Origin of the sequence: Mycobacterium sp. (genome assembly GCF_032159565.1) — a bacterium.
Taxonomy (GTDB): Bacteria; Actinomycetota; Actinomycetes; order Mycobacteriales; family Mycobacteriaceae; genus Mycobacterium.
Genome location: NZ_JAVHWR010000089.1, coordinates 26,400 through 42,262, shown reverse-complemented (window position 1 = coordinate 42,262; position 15,863 = coordinate 26,400). Strand labels below are relative to the sequence as shown.

Genomic DNA, 15,863 nt, shown 5'->3' with positions numbered 1-15,863 from the left:
ACCGTCGATGACGCTGACGGCCGGTGCCGCGGCGGTGCACCAGTCGATCATCGGCGACCGGTTGCGGCTGGCTCTCGACGCCGATCTCGCGATCGCGGTCACCGGAGCGACCACCGCGCTCGCTCACCCGCAATTGGTATGCGACGTCGCCATCGGGCAGACCACGCTGGCCACACAACGGGTGAAAGCCAACCTGTTCTACCGGGGCCTGTCCTTTCACCGGTTCCCCGTAATCGGTGACACGCTGTTCACCCGCACCGAAGTCGTCGCGCTCAAGCAGAACGCGGCCAAGCCGGGCCGGCGGCCCACCGGTCTCGCGGCGCTGCGGATGACCACGATCGACCAGATCGGCCGGCTGGTTCTCGACTTCCACCGCTGTGCCATGTTGCCGCTTCGCGACGGCGCCGCCGACACCGGGCACGCCGACGACATGTCGTCCATCGGCGCCGAACCCGCATTGGCGACCGATCCGACCGCCGACTGGGACGCCGACGCCTTCCGCACCAGGGTGCCGGGCACCCACTTCGACTCCGGCATCGCAGGCGCCGTGCTGCACAGCACCGCCGATGTCGTCACCAGCGCACCGGAACTGGCCCGGCTCACCTTGAACATCGCAGCGACACACCATGATTCACGTGCAGGCGGCCAGCGTCTGGTCTACGGCGGCCACACTATCGGGCTGGCCTTCGCCCAGGCCACTCGCCTTCTACCCAATATCGCGACCGTGCTCGGCTGGGAGTCGTGCGACCACACCGGTCCGGTGCATGAGGGCGACACCCTCTACAGCGAGTTGCATGTCGACGGCGCTGTGCCACTGCCCGACCGCCGCGGCGGTGTGCTCAAGCTGCGGTCACTGGTTTATGCGGCAGGTGAGGGCGCCGACGACAGGCAAGTACTGGACTGGCGCTTCACGGCGCTGCAGTTCTAGGGCGACACCTGAGCCAGTCATCCCCCCGGGACGAGTCGGAAGTGCGATTTTGGTGCTGACGGGCGCACGCGGTGGCCGCGTCAGCCGAGAAGACTGCTGTCGGAGACAATCACTTCAACTAGGGGAGGTTCTTGTGACTTCTGCGGTAGGGCAGCCGGAAATACCGGTCGTCGATCCCTCGAAACTCGTGCCGCACAAGTGGAAAGTGTTGCTCGGGTCCGGGGTGATCGCGATCATCCTCGGTGCGCTGATGCTGGTGTGGCCGGGCAAAACAGTCCTTGTCGCCACTGTCCTGTTTGGCCTGTATCTGCTGGTCGTCGGCGGCGCACAACTGTTCATCGCGATGGCATCCGATTTATCGGGTGGCGGTCGGGCACTGCTCTTCATCAGCGGCGCGGTGTCGGTGATCCTTGCGGTGCTGACGTTTCGGTACTTCGGCGAGGCGTTCGCGATTCTGCTGTTCGCCGTCTACATCGGGATCAGCTTCATCATCAGAGGAGTCGCGACCACTGTCGCGGCGATCAGCGGTGCCGAAAGGAGCGCGCGTGGCTGGGATATCTTCTTCGGAATCATGTCCATCCTGGCCGGCATCATCCTGCTGCTGGTGCCATTCACGTCGATTGTCACGCTCGCCATCGTGACGGGTGCGTTCCTTGTTGCCCTCGGTCTGTTCGAGATCGTGTCGGCGTTCAGAACTCGACACAGCAGCGCCAAGATACCGGTGAAGGCGGGCATGCCAAGGGCCGCGTAGCGCTTCTCTTACCTCACCGCCGCCGAGCACTGCATTCGGCGGCGGTGATTTCTGTGCGTGCCGATTGACGCGCGCCCCCTTGCGAGCCTGCAGTCTGATTTGCAGAAACGGTTTCTACTTTACGGAAGATCTCAACGCTTCAGACGAAGAGGGAGAAAGTAGTGCGCATCCGACACCTCGGAATCGTCGTTCAGGACCTCGAGCAGACGGCAGAGTTCTCCGAGAACGTGCTGGGCTTCAAGCGCCTCGGAGAGGCCCGCACCCCCGGCCACTACCCCGGAAAGGCGCTGGATCTCAGCGACGGCGAGGTCAACTACTCGCTGCTGCAACCGAATCCGGACATCCAACGCTCCGAGTGGACCTACGGGGCAATGGGTCCCCACCACATCGGTGTGACGATCGAGGACACCGGCGCGGTGGTCACCGCACTGAAGGAACGCGGCATCGAGGTCTACGGCGCCGAGCAGGCAGACCCGCCGCGGTTCTTCAAGTTCCGTGACCCTGACGGTGTAGAGGTCGACGTGGCCACGCCGGAGCGTGGCTGGAAGTTCTGATCGCCACGGCCGGGCCGTGGTCAACCTCAAAGAACGTTCGCTTCCGCCGCTCTGGCTCGTCGGCACCGTCGCCAGCATCTTCCTGTTGCAGGTGGCGGTCACACTGGCGCGGCCGGTATCGACCTACCGGCTGCTGGCGCTCGGTGCCGACGGGACCACCCTCGGCCTGACGGCGGCGTGCTTCGCGGTACCGCCGATGCTGCTCGGAGTCAGCTTCGGCAGATGGTCAGAGCGCCATCACCCGGCGATATTGATCGTGCTCGGCTTCGTCGTCGCCGCGGTGGGAGCCTTCTCGCTCGTCGTCGTCGAGGCCATCCCCGCGTTCGCGCTCGCCACCACCGCGCTCGGCATCGGCCACATGTCGGCGACGATCGGCGGCCAGAGCATCATGGCCCAAGCGCAGAGTTCGCTCGCCCGCATCAGCCGATTCGATACTCTGACAACGGTTTCCGCGCTCGGTCAAATCGTCGGGCCGGTTCTCGGTGGCGTCATCATCGGACACAGTGACGATCCCAGCCTGTCGCCGACGTCGTCGGCGCTCCAGGTCGCGGCCTGGGTGTTCGTCGGTGGACTGCCCGTCGCCGCGATCTCGATGCGCACCACGATGCAGAAGTCGACCGTGCGCACCGGCAAGCCGGAACGGGTGTGGGGCCTGTTGCGCCGCAGGGGGATGCCCGCAGCGTTGATGACGAGCTTCTCGGCGAAGGGCGCCAACGACCTTCTCCTCGTCTATGTGCCGTTGCTCGGCGCCTCCGTCGGGCTGAGCCGCAACCTGATGCCGATGATGCTTGCGATGTCGGTACTCGGATTCGCCATCGGGCTGACGCAAACCACCACGATGGATTGGGTCGTCGCCCTGGTGGACGACACCAGCCGCGGCCCCGCCTTGGCATGGGCGTCGCGACCAACCGCGTCGGACAGACGTTCATCCTCGCGGCGACTGGCGTGGCGTCGCAGTGGTTCGGCGTCGAGGCGGCCTTCGCGCTACTGGGCGTTGGTCATGCTGACGACAGCGGGCGCGGGCGCGCTGAGCGCGCGCAGTGGTGCTCAATTCCCGGGAACCTGAGCGATCATGGGGGATTCGGGCGCACGGGCAATCGTCTGGATCATCAGGTCGCCGATATGCGAAATGCGTGGCGTGGTAAGACGACTCGTCGGCGCGGCCACTGCGATGGCGGCCGGTCGGCCGGCGAAGTCCCGGAACGCCACTGCCACCGAGCCCACGTCGTCCTCCGTCTCACCCGCATTCACCGCATAACCACGGGACCTGGCGCGCGAGACCTCCTTCAGCAATTTCGCCTGGGTGGTGATCGACTTGTCGGTACGGGCGGAGAACGGCTCGGCCGACGTCGGGTACAGCTCGGCGACCTGTTGATCGGTCAGCTGGCTCAGCAGCGCCTTGCCCAACGACGTGCAGTGCGCGGGCACCAGGGTCCCTGTTCGGGCCACGACCCGAAGGGCCCGCTCCGACTCCACCGCGTCGACGTAGCGGACCTGGTCGCCCTCCAGCACGCCGAGGTGGACCGTCTCACCAGTCTCGGCGGCGAGCGCCTCCATCATCGGGCGGGCCTGCTCCCGGACGTTCAGCGAACCGACGACGGCAAGGCCCACCTCCACCAGTGCGGGGCCTGCGATGTAGGCGCGGGTGACCGGCTCCTGCTGCACGAAGCCGTGGTGGGACAGCATCGCGAGGAGTCGATGTGCCGTCGAGTGGGCGACGCCCAGGTATTTGCAGGCGTCGGTCAGCCGCACCCTCGGCTGTTCGCGGAACAGCAGAAGCAGAAGAAGCGCGTTGTTGACCGACGCTATTGGATAGGCCGGTCCGGTTTCGCTCTCCGGTCGTGACTTCTGCATAGAAGAAGCCTACCGTCATTTGTCCAGGTGTTTGCCAACTCCGCACTCCAGATCACCTTTGAAAGTGACGCTTGACACATGATCACATTGGGTCCTAGCTTTCCTATAGCCAGAGAAGATTTCCATTTTGAAGAACTGGGATCCACGAAGAGGTCTGTATAGCAGCCGTGCGCGGTCGGGCACATCGGTGCCGCCGCGACCACCGCGACGACCGGGCTGGCCGACCCGCGCACGGGTCTGCAGGGCAAGCTCAGCATCTACCACGTGCTCGCGGTCGCGCTCGCCGACGGAGCGGCGCTGCTCGACCAGTTCACCGACGAACGCGTCGCGGGTCCCGCACTGGCCGCGCTGCGACAGCGGATCCACGTCCATACCGATGCCGCGCAGCGCAAGGACTCCGCACGGGTCGTGGTGACGCCGCGCGACGGCCGAACGCTCGAACGCCACGTCGACCACAATCTCGGCACCCCAGACAACCCCATGACCGACGAACAGCTCGAGGCCAAGTTCGTCGGGCTGGCCGCCCCGGTTCTCGGCATGCCACGCGCGAGCCAGATCGCGGCGACGTGCTGGCGCCTGCTTGAGCTCCCCGATATCCGGACGCCGCTCAATCTGAGTATCCCCGAATAAACTCAGCGGCGGCGTGGTTGACCGACGCATGCGACATTTCACCTTCGGCCGCAACAACGGTCTGCGGGTCTCCGCCCTCGCGCTCGGCGCGGGCACCTTCGGCACCCGGTGGGGCTACGGCGCCACGCCGGAGGACGTCCCACGGATCTTCGACACGTTCGCAGGCGCGGGCGGCACGTTCATCGATACCGCCGCGAGTTATCAGGTCGGGGAAGCCGAGGAGAATTTGGGCCGCTTGCTCGACGGCAGACGCGACGACTTCACGGTCGCGACGAAGTTCGCGATCGGAGGCCCCGACGGCACGGGCGTCCTGCAAACCGGCAACGGGCGCCGGGCGATGTTCCGATCCGTCGAAGGCAGTCTGCGCCGCCTCGGCACCGACTACATCGATCTGCTGTGGGTGCACTTCCCCGATTTCGTGACTCCGCTCGACGAGATCGTGCGCGGGCTCGACGACCTTGCCACGGCAGGCAAGATCCTCTACGCAGGGCTCTCGAATTTTCCGGCGTGGATGACGGCGCGGGCCGCGACACTGGCGGACCTGCGCGGAGCGATCCCGATCTCCGGCGTCCAGTTGGAGTACAGCCTCGTCGAGCGGAGCGCCGATCGGGAGAACCTTCCGATGGCGGAGTCCCTCGGCCTTGGTGCTGCGCTGTGGTCGCCGCTCGGCGGCGGGTTGTTGTCCGGGAAATACCGGGCCAGTTCGGAGGGCAGGCTCACCGATTGGGACCGGCTCCTGCACAGCGAGGAGGAGCCCGTCAAGCGTGCGACGGTCGACGCGGTGCTCGAGGTGGCCGGCGAAATCGGTGTTCCCGCAGCGCAGGTCGCGGTCGCGTGGCTGCTAGAACGGGCGCGGGAGTCCTCGACCGGGGTGGTGCCCATCATCGGCCCGAGGACCGTCGAACAAGTCGAGTCGTATCTCGTCTCTCTCGACGTCCGGCTGAGCGACGAGCAGTACCGACGGCTCGATCACGTCAGCCGCATCGAGATGGGTGCGCCGTACGAGCAGCTAGCCTCGCAGGCCACCGCTCCGCTCGGGGGCGACGCCGACGTCCTCGCGCCGGCGCAGATCCCGCGCAGCTGACGCCGACACGCGACCCTATGCCTCACTCCATGCACGCTCGCGTCCGCCGACCGTGCGTGGAGTGCGGTTCTGACGCGGCGTGTCGCGGGCAGACACGCACACTCGCGGAGACGGGAAGAGCTATTTTAGCAGCGGGTCGCGCGGGAGGCCGAGGATGCGCTCGGCGATGGTGTTGCGGGTGATCTCCGACGTGCCGCCCGCGATCGTCATCGCCCTGCCGCCCAGGTAGCTGCGGATCAGCTTCTGGTTGGCGCCGACGACGGCTGCCGAGCCTGCCAGCGCGATACCCAATTCGGTTAAGTGCTGGCCGGATTCGGCCACAAGCAGCTTGGTGACGTTGCCCTCGGGTCCGGGCTCGGCACCCGCGATGGCACGACTGGCGCGGCGCAGGTTCAGCAGGCGCAGCGTGTGCAACTCGGCGATCACCTCGCCGGCCCGCCGCACATGCTGGGCGGCCACGTCGGCGGGCGCACTGTCGAGCAGCTTGACAAGGTCGTCCGCATCGAAGCCGACTTGACCGCCGGAACCTCCACCGATAGAGATGCGCTCGTTGCCCAGCGTGGCCCTGGCCACCAGCCAGCCCTTGTTCACATCGCCGACCACGTCCTCGTCCGGAACGAAGACGTCGTCGAAGAACACCTCGTTGAAGTGAGCGTCACCGGTGATCCCGCGCAGTGGATTGACCGTCACGCCAGGCGCTTTCATGTCGATCGCCATCATGGTGACACCGGCATGCTTGGGTGCGTCGGGGTCGGTGCGGACCGTCGCCAGACCCCACTGACAGTGCTGTGCAAGGCTGGTCCACACCTTCTGCCCGGTGACCTTCCAGCCGCCGTCGACCTTCTTGGCGGCCGTGCGCACGGCCGCGGCGTCGGAGCCCGCACCCGGTTCGGAGAACAGCTGGCACCACATCACCTGCCCGCGCAGCACGGGTTCGACCCAGCGCTCCCGCTGGTCGTCGGTGCCGGCCTGCGCGATGGTCAGCGCCACCCAACCGGTGATGCCCATATCCGCCCGCTCGACGTCGGCGAACTCCTCCTCGATGACCAACTGCTCGAGCACGTCGGCCGCGCGACCCCATGGAGTTGGCCAGTGCGGCACCAGATATCCGGAGTCGACGAGGAAGTCGCGCTGCTTGTCCTCGGGCAGCGACCGCACCTGCTCCACGGCCTCGGCGGCCTGACGGCGGTAGTCGTCAGCCTCGGCGGGCAGCGTGAACGAGGCGCCGTGGGCCTGGCCGGTGCGCCTGCCGTCCACGACATCGAGCAATGGGTCGGCGCCGTCGCCGATCAGCGCCGCCAGGGTGCGGGCGCGGCGAAGGTAAAGATGGGCATCGTGTTCCCAGGTGAAACCGATGCCACCATGCAACTGAATGTTGTTCTGCGCGTTGAAAACCTGCGCCCTGATAGCGTGTGACGCCGCCACCGCGGCAGGGAACCATGCGCTGTCCAGATCCTCGGCGCGGGCCGCATCCCAGACGGCTGCGGTGGTCTGTTCCGCATCGACGAGCATGTTGGCGGCGTGGTGCTTCACGGCTTGGAAGGTGCCGATGGTTCTGCCGAACTGCTCACGGACCTTGGCGTACTCCACCGCCATCTCCAGGGTGGCCCAGGCCACGCCGACCGCCTCCGCCGACGCCAGGATACGAAACACCGTGCGGGCCCGCCGCGCGGCGCCGCGCATCACCCTGTCCTCGGTGACGTTGACGCCGCGCAGTGCGACCGAGCCGACACTGCGGGAGGTGTCGAGGGCTTCCAGCGCACTGACCGTGACGCCGTCGGCCGCGGCATCGACGGCCACCACATCGTCGCCGGCGACAAGCACGAGCACGTCGGCGTCGGGCGCACCGAGGACCGACGGGATCTCCCCGGTGACGTCGAGATCCGAGCCGACGACCACGCTGCCGGACAGACCGAGCGCCCCGACCGTCGTCCCGTCGGTCAGGCCCGGAAGCAGTTCGGCGCGAAGTGAATCGGATGCACAGCGGTCGATCGTGACAGCGGCCGCCACTGTCGGCAGAAACGGGCCGGGGCTCAACTCCCGGCCTTGGGCCTCCAGCACCACCGCCAACTCCGCCAGGCCGAAACCGGAACCGCCGTGCTCCTCGGCGACGGCGAGCCCCAGCCAGCCCAGTTCTGCCGCCGCCTTCCATATGTTGTCGGGATGGGACGACCCACCCTCGAGCGTGGCGCGTGCGCGGGCCCTGGCCGACAGTCTCGCCAATTGGCCGTTCGCGGCGTCGGCCAGGTCTTGATGTTCGTCGGTGATGGCTAGCGCTGACTTGCTCACGTTGGAAGTCCTTTGCCGTTGACGGGTGTCTAGAGGCAGTTAACCTGCATTCTGGCAGGTCGGTGTTTGTGATGTGGATCACATTTAGGCTTACAACGTGCGATAAGTAGACAACCCTCGAAAGTTGTCGTTTCGCCGACGCGTTGCGGGGTACATTCTGGCAATGACGGTCAGGCCGGACGGCCGGTTCTCCGCGCCCGCTTTACGGAAACGCGCCCGCTGGTTTTTCCGCGCAGGGCCCACCGATTATCTGCTGGCGATGAGTGTCGCATCTGCGTCACTGCCCATTATCGGGAAACGCCTTGAGCCCCTTGGTGCTGCGACCGCGATGGGCATCTGGGGATACAAGCACGTACCGGATCTCTTCTCAAAGAGCGCACGGCCGCGGGATATCTCCGACCAGACGGACAGTCGCAACCGAGACCTCGAGTCGACCAACGCCGTGATCGATGCCGCGCTGCGGGGCACCGTGTCCGCCGCCGACCTGACCTTCGACTGGCCGGTGCCGGAGCGGTACGCGCCGGTGTTGAAGATGCGGCAGCACCGCCGCAGCCTGCACCGCGCCTCGGTTCGCTACGGCGATCACCCGTCGCAGTTGCTGGATGTGTGGCGCGTCAGGGAATTGCCCGTCGAGCCGGCACCGGTGATGATCTTCGTGCCCGGCGGCGCATGGATCCATGGCGGACGACAACTGCAGGGCTATGCGCTGATGTCGCATCTCGCCCAGCTGGGCTGGGTATGTCTGTCGGTGAACTACCGGGTGGCGCCGCACCATCGCTGGCCCGCACACATCACCGACGTGAAGACCGCGATCGCGTGGGCGCGCGCCAACGTCGACCGCTTCGGCGGCGACCGTAATTTCGTCGCGATAGCGGGTTGTTCGGCGGGTGGCCACCTCTCGGCGCTGGCCGGTCTGACGCCTAACGATCCCGAGTTGCAGGCTGACCTCCCGGAGGGCTCTGACACCTCCGTCGATGCCGTCGTCGGGATATACGGCCGCTACGACTGGGAGGACCGTTCCACCCCGGAGCGCGACCGCTTCGTCGACTTCCTGGAGCGCGTGGTGGTCAAGCGCAAGATCGACCGTCACCCGGAGATCTTCCGGAAGGCCTCGCCGATCGCTGCGATCCATCCCGATGCCCCGCCGTTCCTGGTCATCCACGGCAGTGGCGACTCGGTCATCCCGGTGGCTCAGGCGCGCAGCTTCGTCGAGCGGTTGCGCGCAGTATCGCGTTCGGTGGTGAGCTACATCGAGTTGCCGGGTGCAGGCCACGGGTTCGACATGACCGACGGCGCCCGCACTGGTTCGGTGGCTACGGCAATCGGCTTGTTCCTCAACCATATTCACCGAAACCGTTCACTGATGAAGGCCAAAGAGGTTATATAGACGCCTCCGGTAGGAGGTATCAGCGGTGAAGAGGCTCAGCGGGTGGGACGCGGTACTTCTGTACTCCGAGACGCCCACCGTGCACATGCACACACTCAAGTTGGCGGTCATCGAGATCGGCGATCTGAAGGGCCGAAAATTCGGCATCGAGGAGTTCCGTGAGGTCATCCGCGGCCGCCTGCCCAAGCTCGAGCCGTTCTGCTATCAGCTTGTCGATATTCCGCTCAAGCTGCACCACCCGATGTGGCGGGAGAACTGCGAGGTCGACCTCGACTACCACGTCCGGCCGTACCGTGTCGACAGCCCCGGCGGCCGCCGCCAGCTGGACGAGGCGGTCGGTCGGATCGCCAGCACCGCGCTGGACCGCAGCAAGCCGCTGTGGGAGATGTACTTCATCGAGGGTCTGGCCAACGGCCGCATCGCGGTGCTGGGCAAGATTCACCATGCGCTGGCCGACGGTGTCGCGTCGGCCAATCTGCTGGCGCGCGGAATGGACCTCCGGGAGGGGCCGCCGCCGGAACGGCACTATGCAAATGACCCCGCCCCAAGCAAGGGCGAGCTGGTGCGCTCGGCGTTCGCTGACCACGCGCGGCACATCGGCAGGCTACCTGGCGTGATGCGGTACACCGCCCAGGGTCTGGCACGCGTGCGCAAGAGCTCCAAGAAGTTCTCAGCCGAGCTCACCCGTCCGTTCACCCCGCCACCGACCTTCATGAACCACAAGGTCGATGCGGACCGCAAATTCGCAACCGCGACTCTGGCTCTGGCGGATGTGAAGGAAACGGCCAAGCACCTCGGCGTCACGATCAACGACATGGTGCTCGCGATCTCGGCCGGGGCGCTACGCGGGCTGTGCCTGAAGTACGACGGTCGGGCCGACCATCCGTTGCTGGCCTCCGTCCCGGTGAGTTTCGACTTTTCGCGAGATCGCGTCTCGGGCAACTACTTCAGCGGTGTGATGATGGTTGTACCAGTCGAGCTCGACGATCCGCTGGAGCGGGTGCAGGCCGTGCATGACGCCGCGGTCGACGCCAAGGAGACCCACCATCTGATGGGGCCCGAGCTGGTGAGCCGATGGGCCTCGTATTTCCCGCCGGCTCCGGCGGAGGCGCTATTCCGCTGGCTCGCGGAGAAGGACGGCCAAAACAAGGTGCTCAACTTGCCGATCTCGAACGTGCCGGGACCGCGTGAGCCCGGCAGGGTCGGCGGCGCACTCGTGACCGAGATCTACTCGGTCGGTCCACTGACGACCGGCAGCGGGCTGAACATCACGGTGTGGAGCTACGTCGACCAGCTGAACATCTCCGTGCTGTCCGACGGCGCCACGCTGTCAGACCCGCACGAGCTGACCGGCGCAATGATCGAGGCCTTCGTCGAAATCCGCCGCGCCGCAGGGCTTTCCGAGGAGCTGACGGTGATCGAGAAGGCGATGGCGCCCTAACTACTTCTCGTCCCGCCGCGCGTGCACCCACGATAGGAACTTCTCGACCGCGTGCGCGGTGTAGTAACCGCGCGGCGAGCCGAAGAAGTCGAACGCGTGCTGTGCGTGCGGGATCTCGGAGTAAACGACGGCCTCCTTCGAGACGTCTCGCATCGCGGCCACGAATGCGCGCGCCTCGGGCACCGGAATCAGCGAGTCGTCAACGCCGTGCAGCACGAAGAACGGCGGGGCATCGGCGCGCACCCGGGTGATCGGCGACGCATCCCGGTAGATCTGCAGGTGCTTCGTCAAGCGCTTCTTGACGACCAGTCTCTGCAGCAGTATCAGCACGAACTCCCAGCGGCCGGCTCCCTTGGTGGTGAACCAGTCATACCGCCCGTAGATCGGAACGGCCGCGGCGACAGACGTATCGGCGTCTTCGAAGCCGGGCTGATACTGCGGGTCGTCGGGCGTCAGGGCAGCCAGCGCGCACAAATGGCCGCCGGCCGAGCCGCCGGTGATCGCGACGAAGTCAGGGTCGCCGCCGTACTCGGCGATGTGCTCCTTGATCCAGGCCAGCGCGCGCTTGACGTCGACGATGTGGTCCGGCCACGTGTGCACCGGACTGACTCGGTAGTCGATCGACACGCAGACCCACCCGCGTTCGGCGAAATGGCTCAGCATGGGATAGGCCTGCGGTCGACGCATACCTATCGACCACGCCCCGCCCGGCACCTGAAGCAGCACCGGCGCCTTGCCATCTCGCGGCAGGTCACGTCGGCGCCAGACGTCGGCGTAGTTGACGCGCGGGTGCGGACCGTAGCGGACGACGTCGGCCTTCTCCACGTACCGGCGACGCAGTAATTCGTTCGGGAATATACGGGTAAGGCGTCGGCGCCCGATCGGTTGCGACTGCTCGGCGACGGCTTCGTAGTCGTCGCCGAGGGTCTCTCGCAGCGGCCCGTCGAAGTACGGCTCCGATGCCACATTGCGGCGATGGATGAGATACAGCAGACCCCAGGTGATTACCTTGAGCAACAAGGAGATCCGGCCGCCGCTGGTCTTATAGTCGCCACGCAACCATCGCAAGCCTGCGCCGAGCATCGAGCCCGCCATGTACAGGGGCGCCATCTCGCTCGTCGGCCAGCCCAGGAAGAACGCCGGGATGGTGGGATAGCCGTCACGGCCGAACGGGCGGACTCCGTTTGCGGCGTTGGCCAGTTCCAGGCCCGCGCGGAGCAGGGGTCTGCGCCTACCCATTGTCGACCAGTGCGTGGAGGTCTTTGCGCACGATCTTGCCGGTGATGCTGCGTGGGAGCTCGTCGAGCACCGTGATCTGCCGCGGCACTTTGTAATTCGCCAGGCTCTCGCGCACGAGCTGCTTCAGGCTGTCCGGCGTCGCGCCCGCGCCGTCGTTGAGGACGACGAACGCTGCCAGCCGCTGGCCGTACTGTTCGTCGTCCACCCCGATGACGGCGGCCTCGGCCACGTCGGCGTGCGACGCCAGGGTCTTCTCAACCTCGATGGGGTAGACGTTCTCGCCGCCGGAGACGATCATCTCGTCGTCGCGGCCGACGACGAACAGCCTGCCGTTGGCGTCGACGTAGCCCATGTCGCCCGAGGCCATGAAGTCGTCGTGGAAATCCTTGGTCTTGCCCGTGGTGTACCCGTCGAACAGCGTGCCGCTGCGGCAGAAGATCTGGCCGACCTCACCGGTCGGCACCTCGCGGAAGTCCTTGTCCAGCACCCGGATCTCCGTGCCGGGAGCCGGCTTGCCCGCGGTGTCGGGAGCGGCCCGCAGGTCTTCGGGCGTGGCCGACGCGATCAATCCGGCCTCCGTTGCGTTGTAGTTGTTGTAGATGACGTCACCGAACTGGTCCATGAAGGCTGTCACCACATCCGGCCGCATCCGCGACCCCGATGCGGCGGCGAACCGCAGCGACCGTCCGCTGTAGCGGCTGCGTACCCCGTCCGGCAGTTCCATAATCCGGTCGAACATCACCGGCACCACGGCGAGCCCGGTCGCGCGGTGGCGGTCGACCAACTCCAACGTCGCCTCCGGATCGAACTTGCGCCGGGTGAGGATCGTGCACGCCATCGTCGCGGCGAAGATCATCTGCGAGAAGCCCCACGCGTGGAACATCGGTGCTGCGATGACGATGGCTTCCTCGGTGTGCCAGGGGGTGCGGTCCAGGATCGCCTTGAGCGCACCGGGGTCGCCGCCGGTGAGTTTGGCACCCTTGGGCGTACCGGTGGTGCCCGACGTCAGCAGAATCGTCCGCGGCTTCTGCGCGGCACGCTTCGGTTCCCGGCCGGCATGCGCGGCGATCATCTTCTCGACGGTCGGCGTGTCACCGAGCGCGGACGGGTCGTCGGTCCAGGCCACGATTCGGGTGGCGTCCGGCGCGTCGGCGAGCGCACGCCCGACGATCTCGGTGAACTCCTCGTCGTAGACGACGGCATCGGCGCCTTCACGAGCGACCACCTCGGCAAGGGCGGGCCCGGCGAACGAGGTGTTCAGCAGCAGCAGGTCGGTGCCGATGCGGTTGGCCGCGACGACCGCCTCGATGAAGCCGCGATGGTTGCGGCACATGATGCCGATGACCCGCGGCTGCCCGCCGGGCAGCGCCTGCAGGGCGGCCGCGAAGGCGTCACACCGCTCGTCGATCTCGCGCCAGGTCAGCGTGCCGAGCTCGTCGACGAGGCCGGGCCGGTCGGGGCAGCGTTGCGCGGCGGAGGCGAAACCCGATACCGCCGAGATGTTTTCGCGACGCATCGCCGCGGCGATCTTCACGTACTTGTCGGGCCGGAGCGGCGCGATCATGCCCGCCCGCCGCATGGTGGCGACCAGGCCCAGCGTGTCGTTGAGTCTGTCCAGGAGCGCCATCAGCGTCAGCCCAGGATCGGCAGACGGCGTTCGGTGGCCAGCTCGTCCAGCGCCCGCTGCATGACGTGGCGGACGTGGGCGTCGACCTCGTCGATGTCGGGGTTCTCACCGAACTCGGCGACGATGTCGATGGGCGGCAGTACCTGCATCACGATCTTGGTGGGCAGCGGGATGTTCGGCGGGACCACCAGGCTCAGGCCGAACGGGAAACCGAAGGAGATCGGCACGATCTTGGCGCGCGCCAGCCGGGCGATCGGTCCGAGCCGCTTGGCCAGCCAGGTACCGCGGGACAGGTACAGCTGCGTCTCCTGGCCGCCGATCCCGATGGTGGGCACGATCGGCACCCCGGCGTTGAGCGCGGCCTTGATGTAGCCGGTGCGGCCGCCGAAGTCGATCTTGTTCTCCGACAGCGTCGGGCGGTACACGTCGTAGTCGCCGCCCGGAAACACGACCACGAGGCCGCCGGACCGCAGCGCCTCGTCGGCATTCTCGTGGTTGGCGCTGATGTAACCGATCTTCTGGAAGAACTCACCGGTCGGGCCCATCATCAGCAGGTCGTGGCTCAGCGTGTACAGCGGCCGGTCGTAGCCGTGCTGCTCGTAGTAGTGAGCCGAGAGGATCGGCACGTCCATCGGCAGCATGCCGCCGGAGTGATTGGACACCAGCAGCGCGCCGCCGGCCGGCATGTTCTCCAGCCCGCGCACCTCCGAGCGGAAGTAGCGCTTCAGGAATGGCCGGGTCAACCCCATCACGCGCGCGGTCAGGCCCGGATCCCACTTGGTGAGTTCCGACGGCTCGATATCGGTGGTGGCCATGGGGCTCCCTCGGTGAATTAGAACGTGTTCTAGTTTTCATAGTACCCAGTCGGCGTAGCGCGCCAAACTCTGGTCGCTAGCATCACCGACGTGAGCGAAGAAGCCAACGGCGAAAGCCCCGTGCTGGTCGAACAGCGCGACCGCATCCTGATCATCACCATCAACCGCCCCAAGGCCCGCAACGCGGTGAACGCCGCGGTCAGCAGGGGGCTCGCCGACGCAATGGACCGGCTGGACGGCGAGGACGGCCTCTCGGTGGGCATCCTCACCGGCGCGGGTGGTTCGTTCTGCGCCGGCATGGACCTCAAGGCGTTCGCGCGCGGCGAGAACGTCGTCGTCGAGGGCCGCGGGATGGGGTTCACCGAACGCCCGCCCGCAAAGCCGCTCATCGCGGCGGTCGAGGGCTACGCCCTTGCCGGCGGGACGGAGCTGGCGCTGGCCACCGACCTGATCGTGGCTTCGAGGGACTCGGCGTTCGGCATCCCTGAGGTCAAGCGTGGCCTGGTCGCCGGCGGCGGCGGGTTGCTGCGGCTGCCGCAGCGTATCCCGTACGCGGTCGCGATGGAGCTGGCGCTGACCGGTGAGAACCTCCCGGCGGAGCGCGCTCACGAGCTCGGGCTGGTGAACCTGTTGGCCGAGCCGGGTTCTGCGCTGGAGGCGGCGATCGGGCTGGCCGAGCGGATCAGCAGCAACGGGCCGCTCGCGGTGGCCGCGACCAAGCGCATCATCGTCGAGGCGCGCGGTTGGAGCCCCGACGAGATGTGGACGAAGCAGAACAAGATCCTGGCGCCGGTCTTCACGTCCAACGACGCCAGGGAGGGCGCGGTGGCCTTCGCCGAGAAGCGGCCGCCGAAGTGGACGGGCAGCTGACCGTTTTCCGCGGGGCAGCGGTGGGCAACCGGTAGGCATGGCTCACAGCGACGAACTGCCCATTCCGGACTACGACCAACTCTCCCTGCCCGACCTGCGGCACCGGGTCCGCTCGCTGGAGGAAGGCCCGTTGCGGCGGCTGTTCGACCACGAGACCGAACACGGCAATCGCATACCGGTGCTGGAAATCCTGCACGCGCGGCTCAAGGAACTGCACGACGGCGCCGAGCCGTCAGGCGGCGACCAGTCGAACGCTCCCGGGGTGACTCCGACGCCCGCCGGTTCGCCTGTGCAGGAGGCGACGGCCGCCGAGCCGGGCACTCCGCTGCGGCACGGCGTCGCGTCGCAGACGCCGTCGCGCGGCAAGCCCTAGCCGCCGAACTGTTGCGTCTGG

General features: G+C 66.9%; 15 protein-coding genes. 10 read left to right on the top strand and 5 right to left on the bottom strand.

Translation table 11 applies throughout. The annotated features are described in order from the left end of the window. Positions 1 to 7 precede the first annotated feature (7 nt). The 4 genes from QOC76_RS11310 (at position 8) to QOC76_RS11295 (ending at position 3,299) form a co-directional block, all read left to right on the top strand. Positions 8 to 928: a hotdog family protein gene (locus QOC76_RS11310; protein WP_526356942.1), complete on the top strand. Its 921-nt coding sequence runs from the start codon at positions 8 to 10 to the stop codon at positions 926 to 928. A 133-nt stretch (positions 929 to 1,061) separates the two neighbouring features. Continuing rightward, complete coding sequence (locus tag QOC76_RS11305) at positions 1,062 to 1,679, top strand: HdeD family acid-resistance protein (protein ID WP_526356925.1); 618 nt, start codon at positions 1,062 to 1,064, stop codon at positions 1,677 to 1,679. A gap of 161 nt (positions 1,680 to 1,840) precedes the next feature. After that, the gene (locus QOC76_RS11300) at positions 1,841 to 2,233 is read left to right on the top strand and encodes a VOC family protein (RefSeq protein ID WP_526356924.1); all 393 of its coding nucleotides are present in this window, start codon (positions 1,841 to 1,843) and stop codon (positions 2,231 to 2,233) included. Between the two features lie 16 nt (positions 2,234 to 2,249). Beyond that, the gene (locus QOC76_RS11295; protein ID WP_526356923.1) at positions 2,250 to 3,299 is read left to right on the top strand and encodes an MFS transporter; all 1,050 of its coding nucleotides are present in this window, start codon (positions 2,250 to 2,252) and stop codon (positions 3,297 to 3,299) included. Here QOC76_RS11295 and QOC76_RS11290 read toward each other — a convergent pair. Further along, the gene (locus QOC76_RS11290) at positions 3,281 to 4,087 is read right to left on the bottom strand and encodes an IclR family transcriptional regulator (RefSeq protein ID WP_526356922.1); all 807 of its coding nucleotides are present in this window, start codon (positions 4,085 to 4,087) and stop codon (positions 3,281 to 3,283) included. The genes QOC76_RS11295 and QOC76_RS11290 overlap by 19 nt on opposite strands. 183 nt (positions 4,088 to 4,270) lie before the next feature. Between QOC76_RS11290 and QOC76_RS11285 the strand changes: the two genes are divergently transcribed. Both QOC76_RS11285 and QOC76_RS11280 read left to right on the top strand, forming a co-directional pair. Beyond that, entirely contained in the window at positions 4,271 to 4,717 is a 447-nt protein-coding gene (locus QOC76_RS11285; protein WP_526356941.1) for a hypothetical protein, read from the top strand. Positions 4,718 to 4,730: 13 nt separating this feature from the next. Beyond that, a complete protein-coding gene (locus tag QOC76_RS11280) occupies positions 4,731 to 5,801 on the top strand; it encodes an aldo/keto reductase (RefSeq protein ID WP_526356921.1) in 1,071 nt (356 codons plus the stop codon). Between the two features lie 120 nt (positions 5,802 to 5,921). Here the strand turns inward: QOC76_RS11280 and QOC76_RS11275 are convergent, their stop codons facing one another. Beyond that, positions 5,922 to 8,090: an acyl-CoA dehydrogenase family protein gene (locus QOC76_RS11275; protein ID WP_526356920.1), complete on the bottom strand. Its 2,169-nt coding sequence runs from the start codon at positions 8,088 to 8,090 to the stop codon at positions 5,922 to 5,924. Between the two features lie 163 nt (positions 8,091 to 8,253). Between QOC76_RS11275 and QOC76_RS11270 the strand changes: the two genes are divergently transcribed. Further along, a complete protein-coding gene (locus QOC76_RS11270; protein WP_526356919.1) occupies positions 8,254 to 9,477 on the top strand; it encodes an alpha/beta hydrolase in 1,224 nt (407 codons plus the stop codon). Between the two features lie 25 nt (positions 9,478 to 9,502). Continuing rightward, positions 9,503 to 10,918, top strand: a complete 1,416-nt coding sequence (locus tag QOC76_RS11265; RefSeq protein WP_526356918.1) for a WS/DGAT/MGAT family O-acyltransferase — start codon at positions 9,503 to 9,505, stop codon at positions 10,916 to 10,918. On the opposite strand, the gene QOC76_RS11260 is transcribed toward QOC76_RS11265, so the two are convergent. From QOC76_RS11260 to QOC76_RS11250, 3 genes are read right to left on the bottom strand one after another with little or no spacing between them, the layout of a single operon-like run. Next, a complete protein-coding gene (locus QOC76_RS11260; RefSeq protein ID WP_526356917.1) occupies positions 10,919 to 12,157 on the bottom strand; it encodes an alpha/beta hydrolase in 1,239 nt (412 codons plus the stop codon). After that, positions 12,150 to 13,784, bottom strand: coding sequence for an acyl-CoA ligase FadD12 (fadD12, locus tag QOC76_RS11255; RefSeq protein WP_526356916.1), 1,635 nt, complete (start codon positions 13,782 to 13,784; stop codon positions 12,150 to 12,152). Before fadD12 ends, QOC76_RS11260 begins: the two co-directional genes overlap by 8 nt. A 5-nt stretch (positions 13,785 to 13,789) precedes the next feature. Then, positions 13,790 to 14,599 carry a lysophospholipid acyltransferase family protein gene (locus tag QOC76_RS11250; protein WP_526356915.1) on the bottom strand — a complete coding sequence of 270 codons (810 nt, stop codon included), beginning with the start codon at positions 14,597 to 14,599 and terminating at the stop codon, positions 13,790 to 13,792. A gap of 90 nt (positions 14,600 to 14,689) precedes the next feature. On the opposite strand from QOC76_RS11250, the gene QOC76_RS11245 reads away from it, so the two are divergent. Beyond that, positions 14,690 to 15,469 (top strand): enoyl-CoA hydratase/isomerase family protein, encoded by a 780-nt coding sequence (locus tag QOC76_RS11245; protein WP_526356914.1) that lies wholly within the window; start codon positions 14,690 to 14,692, stop codon positions 15,467 to 15,469. A 37-nt stretch (positions 15,470 to 15,506) separates the two neighbouring features. Further along, positions 15,507 to 15,842 (top strand): DUF8129 domain-containing protein, encoded by a 336-nt coding sequence (locus QOC76_RS11240; protein ID WP_526356913.1) that lies wholly within the window; start codon positions 15,507 to 15,509, stop codon positions 15,840 to 15,842. Positions 15,843 to 15,863 lie beyond the last annotated feature (21 nt).